The 23142-nt window shown below is 65.3% G+C and carries 19 protein-coding genes and 2 pseudogenes; 4 read left to right on the forward strand and 17 right to left on the reverse strand.

Annotated elements, in window-relative coordinates; translation table 11 throughout:
- Positions 1-14: 14 nt before the first annotated feature.
- The 4 genes from Ani05nite_RS33465 to Ani05nite_RS33480 are packed head-to-tail and all read right to left on the reverse strand — an operon-like array spanning position 15 to position 5864.
- Positions 15-431, reverse strand: a complete 417-nt coding sequence (locus Ani05nite_RS33465) for an MreC domain-containing protein (RefSeq protein ID WP_203775013.1) — start codon at positions 429-431, stop codon at positions 15-17.
- Positions 428-2512 (reverse strand): site-specific integrase, encoded by a 2085-nt coding sequence (locus tag Ani05nite_RS33470; protein ID WP_203775015.1) that lies wholly within the window; start codon positions 2510-2512, stop codon positions 428-430. Before Ani05nite_RS33470 ends, Ani05nite_RS33465 begins: the two co-directional genes overlap by 4 nt.
- Positions 2509-4356: a hypothetical protein gene (locus Ani05nite_RS33475; protein WP_203775017.1), complete on the reverse strand. Its 1848-nt coding sequence runs from the start codon at positions 4354-4356 to the stop codon at positions 2509-2511. The genes Ani05nite_RS33470 and Ani05nite_RS33475 overlap by 4 nt, the downstream gene beginning before the upstream one ends.
- On the reverse strand, positions 4353-5864 hold the full coding sequence (locus tag Ani05nite_RS33480) for a tyrosine-type recombinase/integrase (RefSeq protein ID WP_203775019.1): 1512 nt from the start codon (positions 5862-5864) through the stop codon (positions 4353-4355). Before Ani05nite_RS33480 ends, Ani05nite_RS33475 begins: the two co-directional genes overlap by 4 nt.
- Before the next feature lie 329 nt (positions 5865-6193).
- Here Ani05nite_RS33480 and Ani05nite_RS33485 point away from each other — a divergent pair.
- Positions 6194-6609, forward strand: a pseudogene (locus Ani05nite_RS33485) (transposase family protein); the annotation flags it as partial.
- A 20-nt stretch (positions 6610-6629) separates the two neighbouring features.
- Here the strand turns inward: Ani05nite_RS33485 and Ani05nite_RS33490 are convergent.
- A complete protein-coding gene (locus Ani05nite_RS33490) occupies positions 6630-8063 on the reverse strand; it encodes an outer membrane protein assembly factor BamB family protein (RefSeq protein ID WP_203775021.1) in 1434 nt (477 codons plus the stop codon).
- Positions 8064-8349: 286 nt separating this feature from the next.
- Between Ani05nite_RS33490 and Ani05nite_RS33495 the strand changes: the two are divergent.
- A pseudogene (locus tag Ani05nite_RS33495) lies at positions 8350-8560 on the forward strand (transposase family protein); the annotation flags it as partial.
- Positions 8561-8704: 144 nt separating this feature from the next.
- Here the strand turns inward: Ani05nite_RS33495 and Ani05nite_RS33500 are convergent.
- Together Ani05nite_RS33500 and Ani05nite_RS41555 are read right to left on the reverse strand one after the other, a co-directional pair.
- Entirely contained in the window at positions 8705-9118 is a 414-nt protein-coding gene (locus Ani05nite_RS33500) for a hypothetical protein (RefSeq protein WP_203775023.1), read from the reverse strand.
- Positions 9115-9792 (reverse strand): hypothetical protein, encoded by a 678-nt coding sequence (locus tag Ani05nite_RS41555; RefSeq protein ID WP_239130888.1) that lies wholly within the window; start codon positions 9790-9792, stop codon positions 9115-9117. The genes Ani05nite_RS33500 and Ani05nite_RS41555 overlap by 4 nt, the downstream gene beginning before the upstream one ends.
- Before the next feature lie 334 nt (positions 9793-10126).
- Between Ani05nite_RS41555 and Ani05nite_RS33510 the strand changes: the two genes are divergently transcribed.
- Positions 10127-10966: an IS5 family transposase gene (locus tag Ani05nite_RS33510; protein ID WP_239130889.1), complete on the forward strand. Its 840-nt coding sequence runs from the start codon at positions 10127-10129 to the stop codon at positions 10964-10966.
- 136 nt (positions 10967-11102) lie between these two features.
- On the opposite strand, the gene Ani05nite_RS33515 is transcribed toward Ani05nite_RS33510, so the two are convergent.
- Together Ani05nite_RS33515 and Ani05nite_RS33520 are read right to left on the reverse strand one after the other, a co-directional pair.
- On the reverse strand, positions 11103-11774 hold the full coding sequence (locus Ani05nite_RS33515) for an HIT family protein (protein WP_203775025.1): 672 nt from the start codon (positions 11772-11774) through the stop codon (positions 11103-11105).
- Positions 11775-11857: 83 nt separating this feature from the next.
- The gene (locus Ani05nite_RS33520) at positions 11858-12184 is read right to left on the reverse strand and encodes a nucleoside triphosphate pyrophosphohydrolase (protein WP_239130890.1); all 327 of its coding nucleotides are present in this window, start codon (positions 12182-12184) and stop codon (positions 11858-11860) included.
- Between the two features lie 358 nt (positions 12185-12542).
- On the opposite strand from Ani05nite_RS33520, the gene Ani05nite_RS33525 reads away from it, so the two are divergent.
- Positions 12543-13952 carry an IS1380 family transposase gene (locus Ani05nite_RS33525; RefSeq protein WP_438845807.1) on the forward strand — a complete coding sequence of 470 codons (1410 nt, stop codon included), beginning with the start codon at positions 12543-12545 and terminating at the stop codon, positions 13950-13952.
- A gap of 132 nt (positions 13953-14084) precedes the next feature.
- Here the strand turns inward: Ani05nite_RS33525 and Ani05nite_RS33530 are convergent, their stop codons facing one another.
- The 8 genes from Ani05nite_RS33530 to Ani05nite_RS33565 all read right to left on the reverse strand — a co-directional run bounded on the left by Ani05nite_RS33530 (position 14085) and on the right by Ani05nite_RS33565 (position 23004).
- On the reverse strand, positions 14085-15008 hold the full coding sequence (locus Ani05nite_RS33530) for a thiamine-phosphate kinase (protein WP_203775026.1): 924 nt from the start codon (positions 15006-15008) through the stop codon (positions 14085-14087).
- A gap of 421 nt (positions 15009-15429) precedes the next feature.
- A complete protein-coding gene (locus tag Ani05nite_RS33535; RefSeq protein ID WP_203775027.1) occupies positions 15430-16056 on the reverse strand; it encodes a hypothetical protein in 627 nt (208 codons plus the stop codon).
- Positions 16057-16165: 109 nt separating this feature from the next.
- The gene (locus Ani05nite_RS33540) at positions 16166-16747 is read right to left on the reverse strand and encodes a hypothetical protein (protein WP_203775028.1); all 582 of its coding nucleotides are present in this window, start codon (positions 16745-16747) and stop codon (positions 16166-16168) included.
- Positions 16748-16805: 58 nt separating this feature from the next.
- Positions 16806-19361 (reverse strand): hypothetical protein, encoded by a 2556-nt coding sequence (locus tag Ani05nite_RS33545; protein WP_203775029.1) that lies wholly within the window; start codon positions 19359-19361, stop codon positions 16806-16808.
- Positions 19358-19687, reverse strand: coding sequence for a helix-turn-helix domain-containing protein (locus Ani05nite_RS33550; protein ID WP_203775030.1), 330 nt, complete (start codon positions 19685-19687; stop codon positions 19358-19360). The genes Ani05nite_RS33545 and Ani05nite_RS33550 overlap by 4 nt, the downstream gene beginning before the upstream one ends.
- Positions 19684-20820: a tyrosine-type recombinase/integrase gene (locus Ani05nite_RS33555; RefSeq protein WP_203775031.1), complete on the reverse strand. Its 1137-nt coding sequence runs from the start codon at positions 20818-20820 to the stop codon at positions 19684-19686. The genes Ani05nite_RS33550 and Ani05nite_RS33555 overlap by 4 nt, the downstream gene beginning before the upstream one ends.
- Positions 20821-20887: 67 nt before the next feature.
- Entirely contained in the window at positions 20888-21307 is a 420-nt protein-coding gene (locus Ani05nite_RS33560) for a hypothetical protein (protein ID WP_203775033.1), read from the reverse strand.
- A 311-nt stretch (positions 21308-21618) separates the two neighbouring features.
- A complete protein-coding gene (locus Ani05nite_RS33565; RefSeq protein ID WP_203775035.1) occupies positions 21619-23004 on the reverse strand; it encodes a hypothetical protein in 1386 nt (461 codons plus the stop codon).
- Positions 23005-23142: the final 138 nt, after the last annotated feature.

Genomic DNA, 23142 nt, shown 5'->3' on the forward strand with positions numbered 1-23142 from the left:
CGGCTAAAACGCGTTCAGTGGTCAAGTTCTAGCCTGCGCGTCGAGATGGCCGTAACCCCGGCCTGCTGCTCAATGAGTTCTCGCAAGCGCTTGTTCTCTGTGGTCAGCATGCGTATCTGTTCCTCGTAGATTTCGAGGTGGCGGCGGAGGTCTTCGTTTTCCGTTCGTAGGCGTCGGAGGGCCTGCTCGGGCTCGGTGCTCTGGCGCGGCGGGCGGCGGCGCTTCGGGCCGTCGGTGTGTTGTTGGCCTGCCGAGTCAAGCATGGCGTCTGTGATCGCGGAGAAGTGCCGGTAGAAGGTTGTTCGGTTGACGCCGAAGCGTTTGGCGAGCGTGGTGACGTTGGGGAAAAGGCCGCCGTCGCGGTGGTCGGTGAGCAGCTGCTCCGCCGCCGTCCGGACCTCGTCGTCGGTAGGCAGTGCGGGGCGGTTCATCGGTTCTCCGGTGGTGGCTGGTGTCCGGAGGTGGACAGCAGGGTGAGCAGGTCCTGGCGTTGCTGGGTGAGGCGGTCGGCGACGTAGGGGGCGATCGCGTCGGCGTTGCTGAGCAACTCGTCGAGTGTTCCGAGCTGGTCGACGAGGGCTTGCAGATTTCTGGCGGTGAGCGCGACGTTGCGGCAACGCAGCGGCTGGCAGTTGTTCAGGTCGGGGCCCTCGGTCGTGAGTTGTCGCCGGCAGAGCGCTCGGTCGGGGTTATGGACGCAGGTCACGAACTTCCCGAGGTAGACCTTGGGGTCGTTGCGGCGCATGATCAGTGCGAGCCGCTTCGGGTCGGTGACCACGCTGCCGGCGTAGGCGACCTTGCGTTCGAAGTTCGCAAGTCGGCTTGCTGCTTCCTCGGCGGCGGGTCCGCGTAGGTCGTGGTGCTGGTGTCCCTCGGTCATGGTGAGCAGTCGCTCGCCGCGCTCGAGGGTCTGTTCTGCCTCGACCTCGGCGCGGAAGCCTGCGTCGGAGGTGCCTGCGTAGCCTTCGAACATTTGGATGCTGTGGTGGCGGTATTGGATCGTGCCGGCGATCGCGCCGCCCGGTCGGCGCGCGATGAACCAGGCGAGCGTGCGACGGAACTGGCTGGTGCTCAAGCGCCAACGGGCTTTGCGAACCAGCGGGATGCGGTCGGGCAGGCCGTGAGTGCTGCAGTATTCGTTGATCCAATCGGCGAAGCCGTTCAGGTTCTGATTCGTGCTGCTCGAGGTGCTGGCCCGGGTGTTGCTGCGGTAGGCGCTCGACCCCGGCAGGGTGTTGAACAGGTAGGTTGCGTCGGGGCCTTGCAGTTGCTCGAGGACCAGGATCGCGCGTTCGACCGGCGCGGAGACGATCCAGGTGGCGGTGACGCCGGCGTGTTCGCTCTCGCCCTTGAACGCGAGGCTGGTGATCTTTCGCCGGTAGACGGTGCCGTCGGGATCGCGCTGGTAGGTGAGGCAGCCGCGGCGCAGATGCTTGACCTCGCTGTCGCGCATGCCCGAGAGGTAGGCGATCACGATGTAGCAGGCGACTTGCAGCAGCCGTCCGTAGCGTGCCCCGGCGGCGAACGGCAGCGCGGTCAGCCAAGGCTGGCCGTTGAGTTGTGCGTGGAACGTGGTGCGCAGGTAAGTGTCGGCGGCGACACTGAGCTCTGCGCGTGCCTCGGCGATCATTCGCCGGGCGGTGGGATATCGCAGTGAAGACTGATTGCGCCGGATTTGCCGGGCGAGAAAGACCTCGTTGACGCCACCGCGCCCGTCACCGGGCAGCGGCCGGCCGGCGGCCCGGTAGTCGTCCAGCAACCGCTGGAGGGCGGCGCGGGTGGAGGCCCGCGTGTTGCGTTGAGGTGCCGCAACGAGCCGATGGTAGGAACCGCTGAGCAGATCGAGCCACTCGGCGTTGGCGGCGAGCACGTCCGCGCTGAAGTCGTCGACCCATCGCAGTGCCCAGACCAGCATCGGGCTGATGACCTGCTCGGGAATGCGGTCGGTCCTGTTCTCCAGTTGATCCGGTTTCGAGTTGTCGGCCCGCCACTCGTGCAGGCGAAGCGGGTCGAACGCCAGCCGGTCGCTGTACAGCCGTTCACGGTAAACCCAAAAGAGGCGCGCGGCGCGTCGATGGGCGCCGCGTTGGGTGGGACCGAGATCAGTGGCCAGCAGGAACTGCTGGTATGCGATCAGGTCGTCGGTGGTCAGCGTTGCGAGCGTCGAGCCGCCTCGCTGGCCAGTCCAGTCCAGAAACCGCTTGATCTGGGTGAACAGCACTCGGATGCTACTGACCTTGAGACGCATTTCCCCGTCGGGCAGATCGCCGGCCAGCAGCGTGTAGAACAGTTCTTTGGCCGCAGCGCGCAACGGTGCGGGGATCGTCGGGAAGTTGAGGATGAGCCGGCGTTGGTGAGCTTGATGGATGATCGGGCTCAGGTCCCAGACGGCGTCCCCGAACCGTGACGTCGAGGCCAGGTCATCACCGGCGCGCAGCTGTTGCCCGATCAGGACCAGTGCGTCCGGCGCGATGGGACGGCGCGGTCGCGGGGCGCGCAACGCCGTGGTCATGCCGGCTCCTGCGGGCCGTCGAGGACGGCGAGCAGCCGCGCGAGCCCGGTCGCCGTAGACGCCTGATCCCATTCCGCTGGGCTGAACCTCGGCCGGATGTGCTCGGTGATCGCGAGCCAGGTCAGGCCGTGGCGCTGCCACCACAGGGCCAGGTCGAGCTTCTCACGCTGCTCGACCAGCCAGTCCAGGACGGCCTTGAGCCGGGGCAGATGCGCATGGGTGACCAGGGCATTCTCGCAGCCGAAGCACAGCAGGAACGACGCCGAGCAGCGCTGGCCGCCGTTGAACGGGCTGCGTTCAATGTCCGCGCAGGCGGCGAAGGCGGTGTCCAGCCGTCCGTCGAGCAGGTCCTGCGCTGCCTGCTCGGTCAGGCCGAGTTGGGCGGCGACCGCCCTGGGCTCGGCGGGCGTGGCCGCGGCCAGGACGCGGGCGTGCGACTCACGGGCGTCGCGTTCGGCGTCGGCCAGGGCAGCGGTGACGACATCCCCGGCCCACTCGCGGACCGAGGCGTCGCCGCGCAGGTAGTTCGAGAACAGCACCGGCATGCCGTTGCTGCGCGGGGATGACGGCAGATGACCGCCGGTCGCCCGCGTCGTGCGGACGTCGACGGTCTTCTTCAGCAGCGGCAGGCTGACGCGCAGCGGGTAGCCGTCGTCGTCGCGCAGGCCAAGGCCCTTCTTCCAGGAGTCGAAGGACCCGGACAGCCCTCGACTGCGGTCGAACGGACCGATGTGGCCGTTGCGCCATACCCAAATCGACCAGAGCGACGCCGTGCCGCTGAACGAGCGTCCCAGCCGCATGAGCTGCTCCAGCAGAAGGTAGAAACCGCCCGGGGTCCTCAGCTGCTGGCTCGGCGAGCCGATCTCCCAGTGCGCTGTCGCGAACGTGTGGCCCGGCCCGCGGCGCCGTTTGATCAACTCGGCGCGGACGGCCTTGTTCTCGAGGATCTCGTGCTCGGCGCGTAGGTCCTTGATCGTCTCTGGGTTACGGCCCGAAAGCCCGACCGCGAGCGTGAGCAACGGCCCGAGATCGGCGTCGATGACGAATAGGTGCTGGGCCAGGGCCAGCATCGCTGCCCGATCGCGCAGCCCCGTGTTCGGCGGGGGCATCCGGATGACGGGGACGTCGCCGGTGGCCGCGATTTCCGTCAGAACGGCCGCGAGTTTCTGCTGCTCGATGTCGAGCGAGTCCGGGTTCCGCGCGAACCTGGCGAGCAGGCGGCGGCCGCTGTCCAGCCGCTGTCGGATCGCGACGACGTCCGATCGGGCCGCCGCCATGATCGCCTCGAACTCCTGGTCGGAGTAGCCGCTGGGCGGCTCGGTGGGACCTTTGGGTCGGCGCTGGGCCAGCCATGCCCGGACATCGTCATGAATCAGATCCGGTGGGTCGATCTGTCGGAACAGGGCGCGCAGTTGTGCGACCTCCTGCACGAGCGTCGGCCTGGCGACCACGGCGGAGCGCGTGAGCCAGAATCGTTGCAGGTGCCGAGCGGTCAACGTGTCCGGTGTCTGCGGCGGCTGGGGAAGATCGTCCAAGAAGGTCAGTAGCTGTCGCATGCCCTGCCAGACGGCCCTGGCGCTGGCGGGCGTGCGTAGCGTGCCCTGTGGTCCGGTGCAGCGCGAAAGCGCTGCGGCAAGCACCGGATGCCACTGAGGCAACGGAACCTTCGTGAAGCGGAAGACTGCGCGGCGCCCGTCTTCGCCCACCATCGTCACTTCCATGCCTGCCGGGGTGTTCTGCAGCAGAGGGGCAGGCTCGTAGGCGCCGTCCGGAAGTCGGGCTGCCAGACCGCGCCGAGTCCCGGCCCGGCGGCCAAGCGTCGGGCGTTGTTGCTCCTCGCTCACGCCGGCTCGCCATCCATTCGGGCGGACGACTCGTCGTCGATCTCGTCGCGCAGCTCCGGCTCGGGCAGACGATGCTCGTCCCACTCGCTGGGAACCAGGGCCAGACGAGTCTCCATCGCGAGCTCGTTGAGCGTGTGTAGGTAGATGAAGGTCGACTCCACCGACCGGTGGCCCAGCCGCCGCCGGACCCAGTCGAGCGGATCGCCGAAGACCTGTTCATAGCTGGTCCGCTGAGCGGGCGAGGTTAGCTGCCCCAGCTCTCGGATGTGCTCACGTTGCAGCTGCTCCAGCGTGACCACGGCGTAAGTGTGCCGCAGCAGGTGGGGATGGACGCGGACGACGATCTCGTGGCGCCGGCAGCGCTTGTTGGCGTCGGTGAACATCGACTGCCAGGTGCCCGGCATCATCGGCAACCCGTCATGGGCCAGCCAGAGCATCGCGGGCTCAAGCCCGTCCGGGCCTCGCAGGAACAATCGGTGTCGCTGCCGGTGATCTAAGGTCTCGACCGGCCTGCCCCGGCGTCGCGGCTGGTCCGCGGCGATCGCTGCGCTGGGGCGGTCCTCGACCACCAGCTTGCCGGCCAGCCGCTCGTAGGTGCCCCGGGCGCGGGCTTCGGCGACCACCTCGGCCCGCTCGAACTGGATGTAGTCCCAGACGTCGCGTAACACGGTCGCCGGGATGTAGATGCGCCGGCCGGAGCCGCCCTTGGCGATCGCCGTCGGCAGGCGGGTCGGCTGATAGGCGCGACCAGGGTCGATGTCCGGGGTCTCGAAGAGCGTCAGGCTGGACTGCTCGGACAGGCGCAGCCCGGTGCGGACCATCAGATCGCAGAACGTGCCGTTGCGTGCCGCGTTGCGCCCACGAAACGACGCGTCGCGCAGGCCGCTGGGCAGGTAGCCCCGGACCCCGACGTCGCGCCAGCGCCGATAGGTCGCAGGCGGTAGCCAGGCCAGGTCGTCACGGTGACCGTCGTGCGGTGCCTCGGCCGGTGTTTGCTCCCCGGCGCGCAGGCGGGCGCCGGGGCGTCCGCGTACCGGCCGCTGGAGGAATGGGTTGCGCTCGACGAAGCCGCGGTCGACAGCCCAGCGGTAGAAGCCGTTGACCGTGGCGACCTCCCGTGCCCACGTGGAGCCCCGCACACCGGGCCCGTTCTCGTCGCTGCGCCGCCATCGCTGGTAGGCCGCCCGATCCTCCGGATCTGCATCCCGCCACCCACGCCGGCCCAAGGGCTGCCGGTGCGACCACAAGAACGTCAGGAAGTTCGTCAGGTCGTACGCGATCGCGGCCTGGGTGTTCTCCGGCCCTGTGTGCGTACGGAAAAAGCTGTTCAGTTCGACGTCGTACGTACCATCCGGGCCGATCAGACAGGGCGCCCCGTCCTCGATCCGTTCCGCATCCAGCCACGCCGGCGCATCGGCCAGCCGAAGGCTGGCCAGCAACGGCCTGGGCGACCGCGGTACCGGCAACTCCCGGCGGGTGAAGTGCACCCGCCAACCCAAGATCGGCATCGACTCACGCTACCTTGCACAGTGTTCGGCCATACATAAGCCGTGGCGACGCGCTCGAGGATGAGTGACTGGACGGCGCCGTCGGGCAGGGCGGCCCATCTGCTGATGAGCTCGCCGCTTCCTGCGCTGGAATTTTGGAACGGGCAGTAGCGTTCCCTGTCAAGTTCCAGCGTGTTGTGCGGTCGGGCGGTTTGATAGATCGTCGTGTCGCTGCTTTGAAGGTCTGGTGCGGGATGTGGAGCCGATGGCTGGGGTCTCGAAGCAGTCGTCGGTGCGGGAAGGTAGGGGTATGGCGAATGACAGCGATGTCGGCTCCCGCGACGGCGACGTACAAACGCCATGGCGTGAACGTGCAGTTCATCGCTGATGCGGCCGGCCGCTTGGTCTGGGCGTCGCCGGCGCTGCCGGGGTCGGTCCACGACCTGACCGCGGCCCGCGCTCACCGCATTGTCAAGGCGCTGACCAGCTCGGACGTGATGGCCTTCGCCGACAAGGGCTATCAGGGTGCCCGCGGCAGCGTGCACATCCCGTTCAAGCGGCGCCGCTTCCGGCCGAAGCTGTCACGTCGGCAGAAGGCCGTCAACCGGGCTCACGCGAAGATCCGGGCCCGCGGCGAACGCGCGCTCGCCACCCTCTAGACCTGGAAGTCCTTGCCAGGCTGCCCTGCTGCCCACGCCGCGCAAACGCGATCGTGCAGGCCATCCTCGTTCTGCACCACGTCGAAGCTAACCGCTACCCAGGTTGAAAATGGCTCACTGATCTGTGTCAGCGCGAAACGGCAACGACGCTGCTATCGGAATTGACCAGGTACAGGCGGTTCTTGTCGGCCAGAACGGCCTTCGCATTTGTGCTCGGTATCGTCCAGTCGCGGACGCTCCTGCCGGAGAGCGGCACGATGGCCCGAACGACGGTCTCGTCCGATCCGGTCGGCCACCAGATCAACAATATGCCGCCATACAGCCAGCCACTCGACGGATATGGGGTTGCCAGCTTGACGGTCCAAAGAGGCCTCCCTGAACGTGCGTCGAGGCCGATCATTGCGGGCACATCGCAGGTGATCTTCGGCGGACACCCCTTTATGACTATGACCTTGTCAGATGTAAGCGTCTGGGAATTTTCTGCAAGGCTATAACGCCAGAGTACTCGACCGTCGTGGATGGAGCGAGCTTGAACCCATGTCGTCCCTTCAATAATGACGCGGTCGGAAGAAATCCCGGCGATATCGCTCGCGCTGGCCGGATCCCCCTTGGCGCCAAGTGGGACTCGCCAGCGGAGGCTGCCGTCACTGGCCCTCAGCCCGGCGACGGTGGTCTTCGTCAGGATGACGATCGTTCCAGCTCCAGCACCCACGTCCTCGAACCCGTCCGATCCGCCGTCGGGTTGCTGCCTGGCCCAGAGGTTCCGGCCGCTCGCAAGTTGATAGGCGCGGACGGTCGCTCCGTCGGTTGTCGCAATGATGCCACCGGTCAGCACTGGCCCGAAAGGCTCAGTGGAATGCGGCCATGAACGGCGCCACTTCAATTTTCCGCTATGGGCGTCAATAGCGAAGAGGCTGGTGATGTCTGAGCCTACAACGGAGGAACTCTCCTGCATGATGCCTCGGGAATTGTTCGGCGGCAGTTCATCGGAGGGGTGCCGCCAAACCTGTTTTCCTGTGTCGACATCTAGCGTGCGGAGCGCTGAGTCAATCCTGTAGTACAGGCGATTTCCGGTCAGCAGTGCCTCTGCTACTGGGCTTGACCAGTTGACCGCACCGATCCCTTCAGATCGCCCTGCTTTCCAGATGATGTGGACGTCGGTGGGGGACCGGGTACTGCCTCGTTCATTGTTTCGAACCACAACGATGATCATCGCAGCTGCCATGGCGATTAGCGCGAGGACAAAGCGCCACATCCTGCGCCTGCGACCTGACCCGCTCATCACCCGTCGCGACTGCCTCTTGAGCGGGCGACTAGCGTCCTGCTTCCAAGAAGGGTCCACGGTAGGCAATTGCTCGTACGCCGTGTAGGAGTAGTCGCCGGTCGACGAACTTTCCTCTTCGGCGGCTTTTCTTTCGGCCGCTTCTCTCGCAATGCTCGACTCGAGGAAGGCCGCGATTGCGCTAATAATCGGTATCGCGGCACATAGCGCCATGTTGAGGTGATTCGCTGCTTTGGTGTTTGGACCCATGAAGCCCTGAATCACCCAGACGACGACCAACACCCAGAATATGGCCGATGTGACTGGAAGAGGATTGGGCGTTGCAGGGCCGCCGCCGTCACCCCCGGCCGTGTGATGCACGTCGTGGCTGTGGTCGTATCCTCCGTCCGGGCCTCCGTCCGACATCAGGCCGAACCTGTTTCCCCTCGTCTGGACAAGGGTCCGGTTGGCACGGTCTGCCGCATGGCAGCACTTTAACCTTGCGAGGTGTCGGAACTGTTCCTTCATTCGGCTGAATGTCTGGACGGATCGGGGATCGAGTCGGGCAGGTCGCATCCGCGCCCTGGCCTACGCGATCCTGGACGGCACGCTGATCCCGATCGACCGGGTCGCGGACCAGAAGCCGTACTACTCGGGTAAGCACAACCGGCATGGCGTGAACGTGCAGGTCATCGCTGATGCTGTGGGCAGGCTGGTATGGAGGTCACCGGCGCTGCCCGGCGCGGTCCACGACCTGACCGCAGCCCGGGACTCACGGGATGATCGAGGCGTTGACATCGCGTTCGGCCGAAGCGGCGCGATGTGGCGACCCATACGCGTTTCAGTAGTTCGGGAAGGCATCTTCGCCGGTTGAGGCATGGAGGCGCTGCCTAGATCCGAGTCTTGCGTTTTGGCTGGTGGATCTCCGTTCTCGAAGGAATTCAGCAGTCGTTGACGGTAGGTAGGGCGACCAGGCGGCCGGATCTTCCGGTGCCGGTGCGCAGCTCGTGGTTCTCGAGTTCAAGCACGTTGACGATTCGGGCGAGTACGTCGTTCTCTCCTTGGAGTTTGTGGTTCTCTGCGACGAGTTCGGTGATTCGGCTCTGTGCCTTGGCGAGGTCGTCGCGGAGCTTGCGTTCGTTGTCGGGGACGTGGCCGCGTGCGCGGACGCGGGCGTAGAAGTCGTCCTTGAGGTCGGTGTGACGGTGCGTGAGCAGGTGTCGTTTGACGTCGGCCTCGTCGGCGAGTGCGACGATGGTGAGCGAGCCATTGGAACGAAGCGGCGTGCCGGCGAGGAGCCGGTCGATCGCTGCTCGGATGGCGTCGCGGTCGGTGGTGGTGGAGCGGGCGTTCATGAGTCCTCCTGGTCGGTGGTGATGCGGGAAGTGCGGTGGTCAGAGGCGAGTTGAGCCAGGCGATCGGCCTTCTGCCGTAGCCGGTCGGCGAGCGGGTCGGGCAGCAGCGGTGAGCTGGCTTGGGCGCGCAGTTCGGCTGCCGCGTGCTCGATCTGGCTGGCGTGTTCGTCGGTGCGGGCGATGTTGGCGCAGTTGGGGCGGCATCGGTCGAGGCTTGGTGTGGTCTGGCCGCCGCGGCCGGGGTGGCAGAGTGCCTTGGCGCGGTCGTAGTTGCAGAACAGGAACGCTTCGCTGTTGTGGAAGACGTTGAGCGTGGGGTCGGCCAGCAGGCTGCGGGCTTGGCGGCTGGTGGTGATCAGGCCGGCGAACCGGCGGTGTTGCGTGCCGGTGGCGTTGATCAGGCGTCGGGCGGCTGGTCCGGAGACGCCGCCGCCGTTGTCGAGTGCTTCGTGGACGTCGGTGAGGTCCTGGGCGACCGCGCGGGCGGTCTCGAAGTCGAGAAGTTCGTGGATGCCATTGCGGGATCGCGCTAACGGCACCGTCGGATATCGGAAGTGTCCGAATGAGTGCCGTACCGCGTACGAGGTGCAGTGCAGCGCTGCGGATGCCGCCGAGTTACAAGTCATCGCCTTGAGTTCGTCGGCATCCGAATCCGCTGACGTGCGCGCTGCCATTCCCGCCCGCCGTCACGCTACGTGTAGCTCGTGGGGTCGGCCCGGGCGGCGTAATCGATGAAAGCGCGCATTCAACCGTCGTCCTGACGCGTTTTTCGGGCACATCGAAGGACGAGGGGTCAGTACGGCGTCGATATTGGTCACTGTCAAGCGACCGGAAGGGCTGCCAGGCCGTTCGGCCGCCGACGGCCTCTGACCGTCCCGTTCTACGTGCCGTTCTCTAGCATTCAGCCCTTCGCCCTCGCCAGACTCACGCCTATCTGAGTGAGTGTTTTGAAGGGGTGCCGGACGGCGTGTCCGGAGTGATCTCCGGCTACGGCGTGACAGTGCAGGCATGGCCCGTCAGCGTGCGTATCCGTCCGACCTGACTGATGAACAGTGGGAGATCATCGAGCCGATGCTCCCGCTGATCAAGGAGCCAGGCCGGATTCCGAAGCATCCGTTCCGTGACGTCGTGGACGCGATTTTGTACATCGATCGGTCGGGGTGCTCCTGGCGGCAACTGCCGGTGGACTTCCCGCCCTGGCAGACCGTCTACGGCTGGTTCCGGCAGTGGAAAGCCCGCGGGGTCACCGAGCGGATCCTCGATGAGCTGCGCGAGCAGGTGCGTCTTGCCGAGGGCCGCGAGGCCGAGCCGTCGGCCGGGGTCATCGACTCGCAATCGGTCAAAGGAGCCGACACCGTCGGCAGAGACTCCCGTGGCTACGACGCGGGCAAGAAAGTCAACGGGCGTAAACGATTCATCGTCACCGACACCCTCGGACTGCTGGTCAGTGTCACCGTTCTCGCGGCGTCGTGGCAGGACCGCGACGGCGCCAAGACCGCCCTGCTCGGGGTCTATCTGTTCACGCCGATCCGATACGTGTTCGCCGATCAAGGCTTCGCCGGACGGCTGGTCGAGTGGGCCGCCCGCACGCTGCGGATGGTGATCGACATCGTGCGTAAGCCCGAAGGGCAGCGTGGCTTTCAGGTTCATCCCAAGCGCTGGGTGGTGGAAAGGACCCTCGCGTGGTTGACCGCTCACCGCCGCCTGGCCCGCGACTACGAGCGTGACCCGGCAGTGTCCGAAGAGATGATCCGCTGGGCCGGCATCCACCAGATGCTGCGCCGACTTACCCGCGGCGGACCCGCCCGCCGCCAGCAACGACGACAAGCCCGAACCACAACCCTCTAAAACACCCACTGAGGCGTGTTTGTGAGCCGACGGTTCTTGCTCATATCGGAACGGACGAGCTGATCGCTCCGCGAATGGAATGGCAGGAGGCGCTTCGAGCATCGTGGCGGAAGTCCTGGCCCGTCGTGGCTGGACCTCACGGAAGCAGCTCGTGGGCCCACCCGCTCGTGAGTCGCATGGTTTCCCGCATCAGGTGTCGGCGCACCACCACAGACCAATCCCACTCCGGATCCGGGATGTCGAGCATGCGGCCGACGACCGAACGAAGATATTGCGGGCGGATGGTCCGGTCGGCCACAAAGACATCATGGGAATTACCATCAGAGCAATAGTAATAGGACTGATTGGCCGATGCGTAGCGATGCAGATCCTCGAACGTTTGTATCCGTGCTGGCTTCAACCCGTCGTTGACGATATGGCGGCGGATTTGCTTCCCGTCGACGGGGAGCAAATGCCAGTGTGCGTGCGTAATGCACGCGGACGGCATCGTCGTCGAGGACCTGTGTTCGATTACGGCCATCCTGCCGAACACGTCGACGTAGGCCTGCCGCAGCCGGCGGACGAGCGCATTCACGACGCCCGCAAGATCTGGTACCAAATGCCCGAAGCTCAGGTAATGACGTTCCGGAACCAATAACAAGTGACCGGCGACCAACGGGGAGACATCGACAATAAGCCGTAGGCCGGGAACCGACAGAACGACCCGATGTGGCGGCTCACCGACGTAGATCGAATTGAAGACCTCGTCGTCGGACCAACCCATGGAATCGCAATGATCGGTGACCCCACAAGACTCATGCATCGACATCACCGCTCCAATCGTCGGGCCAAGTACCGCTAACCGAGAACACCGCCCGCTTCGGTCGACAAGGAAGAGCCGTGCATGAGCCGTCAATCATCAACGGTCCACAAATATCGCTGCCGAAAACCGCCGTTCCGTTGGTATTTCGACAGCCGGGCAGCCTCCAGATCGCCTGCGCTGTAACCCAGATCAGTTGCCAACGCGAACACGACCTCGACGATGTCGGCGAGTTCACCGAGGTCTTCGGCGTGAAGGTATTCCTGGGTTTCCTCCAAGAGCTTCATCCGCAGAGCCTCACGGTACTCTGCGTCCGAGGCGACCCGGACGACTGGACGTCGCCCGGTGGCCCGAATGATCTCAGGGATGCCGTCGCGGACAAGCTTCTCCATCTCGTTGCTGCCCTCACTTTCTGCCATGTCCGGTCGGAGCGGAGGCTCATGTGTTCCCCGTATCTCGCTGGGGCGGTTGTCGGGAGACGGCATCAACTACCAGCCGACCGGGGTCGTCGGTCTGGTGTTTCCACGCTACGCCCGGTAACGGCTCAGGCGAACCGCCTCGGCGTCGTAGCCACACTTCACCGTCGGATGCAGTTGCCCGACCGATCGGCTCGAAAGCGAGACCGTGACGGGAGAACTCCGCGCGACACAGGTCTAGCCTCGGCCCTTCAGTAAGGGCGGCCGGTAGCGGTGGCCGGGAACGCGAAAGTGCCTTCTGATCTGGAACGATGGGACTTGTCTAGGGTTCCATCTGTCCGTCTCGGAAGGCACTTCCAGGGTGCAGAATACCGGCACGCGTCCGAAGGTTGTCGTCACTGGTGGGGCTCGGGGTGTGGTCGGTCATGCGGGCACCCGCCTGCTCACGGATCTGGCGGACAAGACCGGGTTGACCAGCGGTTTCGTTCAAGCGTTGGGTTCGGACCGGGTGCGCCGGTCGGTGCATGAGCCGGGTCGGGTCGCGGTCGATCTGGCGGTGTTGCTGGCCGATGGTGGCGAGGCGATCGCGGACCTGGCGGTGTTGCGGCAGCAGCCGGGCCTGTTCGGGCCGGTGGCCTCGGACGCCACCGCGTGGCGGGTTCTGGACAGCATTGATGAGCCGGCCCTGCAGCGGTTGCGGGCCGCTCGCGCGGCCGCGCGGGAACTGGCCTGGGCCCAGCTGGTCGAGACCCGCCGGTTGTTGCCGGCCACGACGATCGTGGGCCGACGGCTTGCGGGGTTCGTCCTGGACATCGACGCGACGATCGTGTTGTCGCATTCGGAGAAGGAAGCCGCAGCGCCGACCTGGAAACACACGTTCGGTTTCCATCCGTTGCTGTGTTTCCTCGACGCGACCGGCGAGGCCCTGAGCGGCCTGCTGCGGCCCGGCAACGCCGGATCCAACACCGCCGCCGACCACGTCGTCGTGCTCGACCAGGCGCTCGAACAGCTCCCGGAGCAGCATCGTTACGGCAACCCGATCCTCGTCCGCTGCGATTCGGCAGGCAGCAGCCACGCGTTCCTGGCCCATATCCGCGGGCTGCGCGAGCATGGCCTGCACATCGAGTTCTCCGTCGGTGTCGCGATCGGCGAGCCGATACGCACGGCAATCACCGCCGCCACCGACTGGATCCCCGCTCTGGACAGCGATGGCAGCCTGCGCGAGCAGGCGCAGGTCACGGAGCTGACAGGCCTGATCGATCCCGCCGCGCTGGCTGGATTCCCGGCCGGCACGAGGCTGATCTGCCGGCGCGAGGTCCCCCATCCCGGCGCTCAACTGTCACTGTTCGACCAGGTCAACGGCATGCGGCACCAGGTCTTCGCCACCGACACACCACACAGCGCCGGAATGTCGACCCAGCTGCTGGAGGTCCGCCACCGCGCGCACGCCCGGGTCGAGGACCGCATCCGCACGGGTAAGACCACCGGGTTCGGCCGGTTCCCGTCCCGCCAGTTCGCCATCAACCAGGCCTGGCTCGAGCTTGCCCTGACCGGTGTCGACCTGCTCGCCTGGACCCGGCACCTGCTCCTGGACGGGCCCCTGGCTCTGGCCGAGCCGAAAACGGTGCGCTACCGGTTGCTACACGTCGCCGCGAAGATCAGCCGCACCGCCCGGATCGCCACCCTGCGCATCGCCGAAGGCTGGCCCTGGACCGAACACCTCATCCAAGCCTTCCAACGGCTCGGTCAGTTACCCGAACCCGTTCCCTGACAACGAAATCCGCCGCACCAACGACCAGGACCCACGGAGCAACCGGCCTACGGCCGGGCGACACCGCCTGCCCACAGCCGCCACCACCAGACCCGGACCACCGCGATCACCGCGATCACCAAGCCACACCGCTTAATGAAAGACGGAGGCTAGTGCGGATTCTGGCACCGTGAATGCAAGCTGGAAATCGGCTGACGCACTAAAGGCCAGGCTCAACGGGTCAACACCGAGTATCCCGGCCACAGCGGCCACGCTGGGCGGGACGGGTATCGCCGCCTCGTCGACGTCGAAGCCTACCGAACTGGCAGCAGCGAGCTGCTCGACGGTGGCCTTGAGTCCATCCGAGGTGTCTTGGCAGGCCGTGGCATACCTACCATTGGACAGGACCCGGCCTTCCGCGATTCTCGGACGTGGCCTTCGCCATGCCCCAAGCAGTGTCCGCTCGAGCTCCTCAGTAAGGCGCGGGCCGGCTGGCTTCAGGCCGGGAAAGTACGCAACGGCAGACCCGGCTGTGCCACAAGCGCCGGTTATGCAGAGGACGTCGCCGGGTTGCGCGCCGGCGCGGGTCAAGGCAGTGCCTTGTGCGCAGATCCCCACCGCCGTACCGGAGAGAACGATGCGCTCAGCATCGCCGATGTCGCCGCCAACATTGAGCGTGCCGGCATCGGCACATGCCTGGTTGATCCCGGCCATGATGTCCAGAAAGGCCGCATCGTTCAAAGTCCGCGGATACCGCACAACGGTCAGCACGCCGATCGGCAACGCGCCCATGGCAGCGAGGTCGCTGAGATTGGCAGCGACGAGGAAGTAGCCGATGTCGAAGTTCGACAGCAGTCCGTGTTCGTAGAGGGCGAACTTGGAGCCGCGCACGTAGTCAGAACCCACCACCAGACTTACAGGGCCGGCGAGGTCATACACCGCGCAATCGTCGCGAGCGTCGGCGCCGGCAACCAGCCGGGCTTCGAGTCCGCTCGAGTCGCCCAGGACAGCGCCGGATTGACCACGGAGGAAGCGCTGAACGAGCTGGTCCACCCGCGTAGGCTCATCAGAATACATCGACACCTCATTGGCTGCATGAGCGGACGTTGGCCACGGAAAGGACGTGGCCACGATACCGTGGGTGCGCGAGAACTCGTTACCAGCGGTGACCTTGGTGAAGCGATGGCTTCTGCTGTGCCGAATCCAGTGCGCCTGATGTTTCGCTTGATCCGGTCCCAAGTGTGATGCTCGGTGTCACCTTCTGCTGGAAGATCGGCCAGCACGCGACCGCCAGGCGGCTATGGAGATCGCAAGTCAGCACCGTGCAGCGGAGCGTCGACCGACACGAATCGTGTCAGAGCCATCCCGCTGTTCAATGCGACAACTTCAGTCGAGCTTGCCGGCAGACGGCACGAAAAGCCAATCACATGTCATCGTCCAACCGGACCGGAATATACTTGGCGTCGGTGACGCGGGACCCTGTGCGACCGTCGATACATTAATCGCTCTTCTTGGAAAGTCGAATGATCTCCCGGTACGTCATCATCCATATGATGGCCGCGCCCAGCGCCGCCAAACCCCGACCATTCGACGCGAAATGGATATTGATTCTCCATGACGCTAACAAACGCCACGTCCAGGCGGCAATGCTAGTTGCGTACACGATCGCTATCGCGCGGTTGTGCCATACGCTGAATACGCCGAACAGTCGCAGTCGTCCACTGGGGCGAGTCGAAAATGGTCCCCCGCCCGCGGGCCGCGGTGTGGATTCGAGGTTAGCAAACTCGCCGTCCAATTGAACGAGGCGTTTGCCTAAAGCATCGTGGACCTGCGTATTCCTGATCTCGTACAATGTGATTCCGCACAGGAATAGCATGCCTGCGGCATATGCCGGCCAAGGAAGTACCTGCGCAACGCCTACCATACTGCCCGTGGGCACGAGCGCAATAAGCTTGAAGCGGATATCCACTAACTGCCGCCAGGCGTCAAAGGTAGTCTTGTAGTCGAGTTCGGCCAGTCGACTCAATTCTGCATTTGACGTGGAAGGATCAAGTTTTTCCTCAGCCGCGGCGGAGCCCGGCTGGTCGGCTCGCTGAGTACGCATCACGCGCGACCGTTTATTCACTTACATCCTCAACTACACGATTGGTCTTTAACGTATAAGTTCCAGGATACCGGGGCTCACCTGCTTCAGCGTGACCTACGACGGCGATTCACACATCTCGGCTCGTGGGCTACGTACCGAGAAGATCAACCTGGCTGCGCTTCAGCTGGCGATACATGCCTGCTATGTGCTCGTGCAAGCTATCACCCGGATGATCTATCACGGACGTGAGTTCTGTTTCGTCACCTTCCGCCCATCGCGCCAGGACGACCTCGTAACCGTTGACATGCGCGCAGAAAGATAGCAGGCACTCCGGGATTTGGTCCCCCTCAATCAAGTCGGTGTTCGACAGTAGTGTTTCAAGCATCCTCCTATTGAGAGGCATGAAGACGTGTTCTAGCCAATATTTCCACCCCTCAATCTCCTTAACTGTCGGATGGCTCACTGGATCATCCAGAAGATGCCGACGATCGGGACCGTATTTCTCACGGAATTCTTGGAATGATGACTCGGAAGCCCTCGAAAGGGCATGCATCGGTCCGTAGAGCTGGCTAATCTGCCGACTGACGTGAGCGAGTTGATTCGCACGTCCCGAGAGCCTCCTGGTTGTCTGATAGGTCAAGAACGATGAAAGCAGCGCAACAATCAAGCTGACACAACCGCTACCCACGCTGCGGTCATCGTTGCCTCCTCTGTAGCCGCTGGTCACCATCGATGGTCCCTGCAATGTCAAGGCTGGCCGCTGCCGGCCAGTTGCATTCCCTACGCGCTCATCGAGGCGTCATATGCGCGCTACGTTCGACCAAACGACGATCTTGACATCCGCTCATGCCGCTGCATCGCGCGCCGACCAGGGAGGCAGTCACTGTACGTGCCACTCTCCAGTGGGCGCGGTTGGCTCCCGGCGGCCTCAGGACTCCGGAACGGTTCTTCGGTGGGCGACGTCGGCGGCGTAGGTCATCCAGTCTCCGGCGGATGCTTGCTGCCAGGCGACGGCGACCTTGATGTGGATGCCGAGCACGCGGGCGAGGATGGCGGCGGGGATCTCTGTGGCGAGGCCGAACAGGGCTGTGGAGCGGTCGCGGCCGGCGTGGATGCCGATCTTCTTGAGTCGTTGGCCGAGGTAGTCGGGGCTGAGGGGCTGGCCGTGTCGCCGGCCGGGAAACAGCCAGGGGGGGGTCGGCGGTCTTGTTGAGGATGGTGTTGGCCCTGCGAGTCTCGACCAGTTCGAGGACGAGGTCGGCGAGTGGTTCGGGGAGCACGACTGGTGAGCTGCCGAGCAGGAGTTCGACGCGGTTCCCGTGGGTGTTGACGTGCTCGGTGGTGAGGCGGCTGATCACGCTGAGGTTCTGTGCGTAGAGCAGCAGGAGGAGACCGACGACCCGGTCGGAGGGCTTGAGCGTGGTGTCGCCCAGGAGCCGTCGCGCGTCGTTCCACCGTTTCTCGCTGTCGAGGGGGCCGGCCGGTCCTTGCCAACGGGCGGCGGGAAAGGTGAGGCCGCGGGCGTGCCGGTGGGCGAGGGCCCAGCGGACGAAGTGTCCCGTCTCGTGGCGATAGCTGACCTCGTCGGTCGACCATCGGTCGAGGTCGGCCTGGGTGCAGGTCGAAAGGGTCAGGCCGCTGTCGGTCAGCCAGTCGAGGAGGTTGGTCGCGGCCGTGACGTGGGACCGGATGTTCAGGCACTGCAGGTGAGTGGCGTGGACTCCATTGAGCCGTCGACGCAGTCGCCGCAGGTGGTGCCAGATCGCGTAGGCGTGCAGGATCTGGCGTTCGTGGGGGTCGGCGCGGGCGGCGAGCGTGGTGGCCGTCCATCGTTCCAGCACGGCAAGCCGTTCGTCGCGTTCGGGCAGCGCTCCGCTGGCGACCAGAACATTGCGCAGGTGGTCGAGCTTCTTGCTGGACGGCAGCTCGTCGAGGATGTCGTGGGAGATGGTGCGCGGATCACGTCCGATCCCGGCGAGGAGCTGCCGGACGTGGGGACGTCGCAGCCAGGCCATGGCGACGTCGGGTCGCTCGACCTCGGTCAGTGCTCTTTGCAGGTGCGCCAGATCGTCGTTGATGTGTCCGGGGTCCTCCGCGAGGAGGGACCGGAGGTCCTGACCGAGGACGCACCGCTGGCAAGGCCGCGGGCTCAGCACCCAGGTTGTCTTGCAGGTTGAGCATCGATCCCAGAAATCGGGGTCGGGGTTGACGCATCTCGCGCACAAGGGTTGATCGAGCGTGCCGCCGCGAAGCTGGGCGGTAGTGCCGCAACCACTGCAGCGCATCCACCGGTGTTGGCAGTTGTCGCACCAGGGCTGACCCGTGGCCCGGGACATCTCGCAGTACGCGTCACGGCCGCAGATTCCGCAGGTCGCGATCGGTCGAGGACGGCAGTTCTGGCAGAACGGGCCGGCCGCGGTGCGAGCCGCGACGCGGCGGCGCTGCCCGCAGCCGGAGCAGTCCTCCAGATTGATCGGGTCGTTGACCAGGCAGTTGGGACACAATGGTCCGCCGCCGGGGTCGCGGGCAGCGGGTTCTCGGACGCTGCCGCAGCGTGAACAGGCCACGGCCCGGGTCTTGGCGAAGCAGTTCCGGCAGATCCGATGTCCATCAAGCTGTTTGGAGAGCGCGACGACCCGCTGGCAGCGCGGACAGGACGGCGGGAGGACCTTGGCCGCCCCGGTTTTGATCAGCTCGTCGATGAACCGCAGCACCGCGGGCACCGGGGCCAGGGAGCCGGCGCCGGTGAGCAACTCAGGGTTGTCCAGGATCGCCCACGCCAGACGCCTTTGTCCCGCGGGACGGACGGTGGCCCGGTGGAGAGCATCGAGGACACTCCGGCCGTTGAGGGCGGGCTCGAGTTCGGTGATCAGGAGGGTGAGCAGGCGCACCGGGTCGTCATCAAGGTCAGGGCAGTGCTCGCAGCGCGGGAGGCCGTGCCGGTCCCGGGTGCAGACTCGTCTTTCCTCCCCGCACTTGGCGCAGGTCTCGGGCTTGTCCCGGCAAGGCGAGCAGATCACGCACCCCTTCCGGCTGATCAAGTATGAGACGGTCCGACCGCACTCGCCGCAACAGGGCGCGGCGATGGCCGTCGCGCCGGCGGCGCGTAAGCCCAGCAGCAGTTGGCCCACCGCCCACGGAATGGGAGGCCTTCCGCTGGTGAGCATCGTCGGATCTGTCAGGAGGTTCTGGGCGAGGCGCCGGCTCTTGGCCCGTCCACCAGCGATCTTGGCGACTTCTTCGCGAATGGATGCAGCGGTCAGTGTCGGCTCGACAGCGGTCACGAGCCGGACGACCAGGCCTGTTGGATCAGCGATGACCTCGGCGACCAGAGCAGCGCTCATTCGCTGGTCGGTGCGATCCGGGCCCGCTTGGGTCGCAGTTCGCCGACCCCGGTCTCCTCACCGACCGCCTTCCTCTTCTTGGCCTGACCGGCGACCGGGAAGGGTTCGATCAGCTCTTCCATCGTGCAGTCCAAAATATCGAGCAGAGCCATAAGGATCTTCAGGCTCAGCCGTTCGGGGCGATCGACGACCAGCCGGTACACCTGGGAAGACGACAACTTGATTCCCCGGTCGGCCAGCGGCGCGAGCAGGTCCGTGGTCGAGAACATGTTCCGGGTCGCCATCACTTGCCGCAGATGCCACCGGTAGTCGAGCTTGGCCGTCATCGTCGTCCCTTCCGTGCAGTGCCATCGTTCTCGGCGCCGAGCGCGGGTGTGAGCGCACGCCGTAGCGCCGCGTTCATGAAGTCGTCGCTGACGTGGGTGTATACGGCCGTCGAGCTGTCATTCTCGTGGCCGACCTGGGCCTGAATGAATCTACGGTCGACCCCGTCCTCGGTCAGGTGGGTCACGTACGAGTGCCGTAGCGAATGGGGCACCAAGACCGCCGGCAGCTTGAGCGCGTCACGGTAGGCGACGAACCGGGCATTGATCTCGGCCGGTTTCACCCGGCCACCGCGTTCGGTCACCCACAGGGCCGGATGATCCTCGCATCCGAACCGGGCCCGGACGTTCTCGACGTAGTCGGCGACCGCGTCGACTGCCCAATCCATCACGGAAGCGACGTTCCGCCGCCGCGGTGGCTGGCCCCGTTTGGCCTTGCCGTAGCGGACGTTCAGCATGCCGTACGAGCCGAACTCCGGCGCGGCCGGATTCCGGCCGAAGTCGACCAGATCAAGCTTGGCCGTCTCGGTCCGCCTCAACCCCCATCCATAGATGACCTTGAAGAGGGTGGCGTCCCGGTAGGCGGCCAGCGCACCCTTCCGCTTCACCTTCACCGCCCGGTCCACCTGATCATCGGCGTAATCCAGGAACCTCTGCAACTCGGCGCGAGTGAACGGGCGCGCCTCGGGATTGCCTTCGTAGTCGTTGAGGTGCGCGATTGTGTTCCACTCGTGCGCGATCGCGACCGGATGTTGTCCGGGCCCGAACTCCCGCTCGCAGGCGACGGCCCATCCGTAGCGGCCGTCGATCAGGAACTCGCTGAACTGCCGGATCGTGCACTGGTAGCTGCGAATGGTGGATGGGGCCAGGTGAAGCTCGGCCGTCAGGCTCAAGGACCACTCGTCCATGTGGCCGGGTGTCCAGCACCACGGATAGTCGTTGGTGAACTCCAGGAAGCGCCGAACGAGCCGCTCCCGGGGCACGATCGTGTCCTCTTTCAACCCTCGTGCCGTCTGCTGATCGCGCCAGCCCCGCAGCATCGCCTCGACCATCGCGTCCTCGGGACGCAACTGGACGACGCCCGAGACGAGCTCCATATGAGCCGCTTCCGCGAGCCCCACTCTGCGCTGCTGCATCCTCCAGGCCATCCCTTCTGGAGAGCAGATCTTGCATCAAACGGGTTCGCTCTGGCAAACTCGCTGCTCAAGACGCCATGGCCAAGGCCGCTAGATGTCCCGCTTGGCCATCCAGCGACCTGGTGGCCTGCGTTTTCTCGCCCGCCTGATGCATTTCCCGAGGGTTGGCGTAGCCCTCGCTGATCAGGGTGCGGAGGTGGCCGTATTGCACCGCCAAGGCGACGAGCCCGCCGGGGCGCCGGGCGATGTGCCAGGCGAGCGTGCGCCGGAACCGGCCGAGGCTGATGGCGCCGTGGGCGTCCGCCGGGATGGCCTCGGCTTCGCGCCCGCGTGACCGGGCGTGCTGGTTGACCCACTCGATGAACGCCTTGACCCGGTTGTGGACCGTGACCGGTGAAAGCGAGCGGCCTGTGCGGACCTCGATGGAGCGGCGGTCCTCGGCCATCGCGTCGAACAGCAGCCGGGTCCCTTGGCTGAGCCGTTCCATCACCCGAACCGCGGTGACCACGGGAGGAACGGCGACCCACGGAACTCGAACGGCGCCGGCTGATTGATGGACGCCGTCCTCGTCGAGAGCGTGCTTGAACTGCCGCCCGTGTATCAACGCGTGGGCTGGCTCCTCCTCGACTGGCGCGGCGTCCTCGAGAGCCGTCGCGTAGATCAGCTGTCGTCCCGACCCGGTCGCGGGTGGCTGCGGGCAGCAGCCTGCCTCCAGCGCCAGAACTACTGGCGTGAGGGGGTTATTCCGACCGTGCGCTATTCCCCTTCAGTCGTGACCGGCGAGTTGGGCTTCACCGTTCAACGAGGTTCGTCGTAGCCAACGAACCACCAAGTAGCCGGTGCTGTGCGAATGGGCCATTGGCGGCCGATGGCATGACTCGCACCGTCGAGGAGCGACTGCCACGCCCAACGCTGCAGCATCGACGGGATGCTGACCGGCCCGGTAAATTCGTTGGCGGCCTTGATGAGCCAGTCCCCGCGAGAGAAACCTCGGGTGTAGAGAATCGCACTGTCGCCGTCCAACCGTTCGATCCCGAACTCGCGGGCGCCGAACTCCGGATGTGCCCCGGTCTCATGCGGCGACGTCGCCACGGTTTGGTATACGAATCGGCTGTCGGTCAGCTCGACCAGCATGACCGTGCCATCGTCCGGGCCTGAGATGTCGATGTCGATCAGCTCTCCGATGGTGGGCGGTCGATCCGCAGCTCGCCGCTGAAAGCGCGTCAACATATCGAAACGGGAGGACTCGGCGAACTCGTTGATCCCTGCAGCCATAGCGGTCACCAAGCGTGACAAATCGAGCTCACGTGGGATCTCGTTGATGACCACGGCGTACTCATCGAAGATGTATGAGTCAGCGCCGAGCTCCGCCCGCTGCAGGCTAGTTCCGGAGCGTTCCAACGCAGCCTGGACCCGTGGGTCGCTGACCCACGGCTCTTCTCGCAGGCGTTGGTGGCTGGGTGACATAATATTGATGATTCGGATGATGTTGTAGGTGATGCGGCCACTACGGGGATAGTGCAGATGACCAAGCATCTGAATGAGCAACTGCCGTCCGGCGGGGCTTTGACTCAGGGACTTGATCTGGTCGTCTTCCAGCTGGTCCGCCAGCCGCAGCACAGTGTCCCCGGCATGCCGACCCGAAAGTTCGGCAAGCACCCGGCTAACGTACTCAGGGTTTGCCTGCGCCAGGCTGGCAAGGCGACCGGCAAGCTGCCCCGTGTTTAACCGCAACCCCCACCACGACCTGTGTTGATCAATCAACGATCGGGGTGCAGGCAGCGGATCGGCTAGCGTGGCTAGCTCTCTGTGGACCTCACGGAGGCGCGTCAGGTCGCGGTCCAAACTGCGCAATTCCTCCGCATTACGGCGCATCCGCTCGTGCGCCTGCCGTGAAGCCTCCTGTAAATCACGGCCTTGCCTTTCCGCTTCTTGTATCTGCTGCTCCTGCATCCGCTGCCGACTCTGCCGGTCCCTCTCCTCTTGCAGGCGATGTTCGGTCTCCCGCCTCCGGTCCTCCATTTCGCGCACCTGCCGGTTCGTTTCTTCGACCCTGCGGTTGGCCTCCATCGCGGCACTAGCGTCGCGGATCCTGTCGTCGACCCGGGGCGGAGGAGGCGGGGGCGGCGCGTAGAACGTGTCTCCGTGCGTGAAGACGATGTGGGTTGGGCCCGTGGTGTTCACTGCATCACCATCCTTGCGACTCCGCACGACCCAGTAGGGCTGTGCCGTTCTCGACTTAGCGCATCGCGGTCGGTGCCGCAGTCAGTTTGAGGACACAGGGCGGTTACTGAGTGGTTGCCCTGGACATATGCCCCCGAA

The organism is Actinoplanes nipponensis (assembly GCF_016862275.1).
GTDB classification, from domain to species: domain Bacteria; phylum Actinomycetota; class Actinomycetes; order Mycobacteriales; family Micromonosporaceae; genus Actinoplanes; species Actinoplanes nipponensis.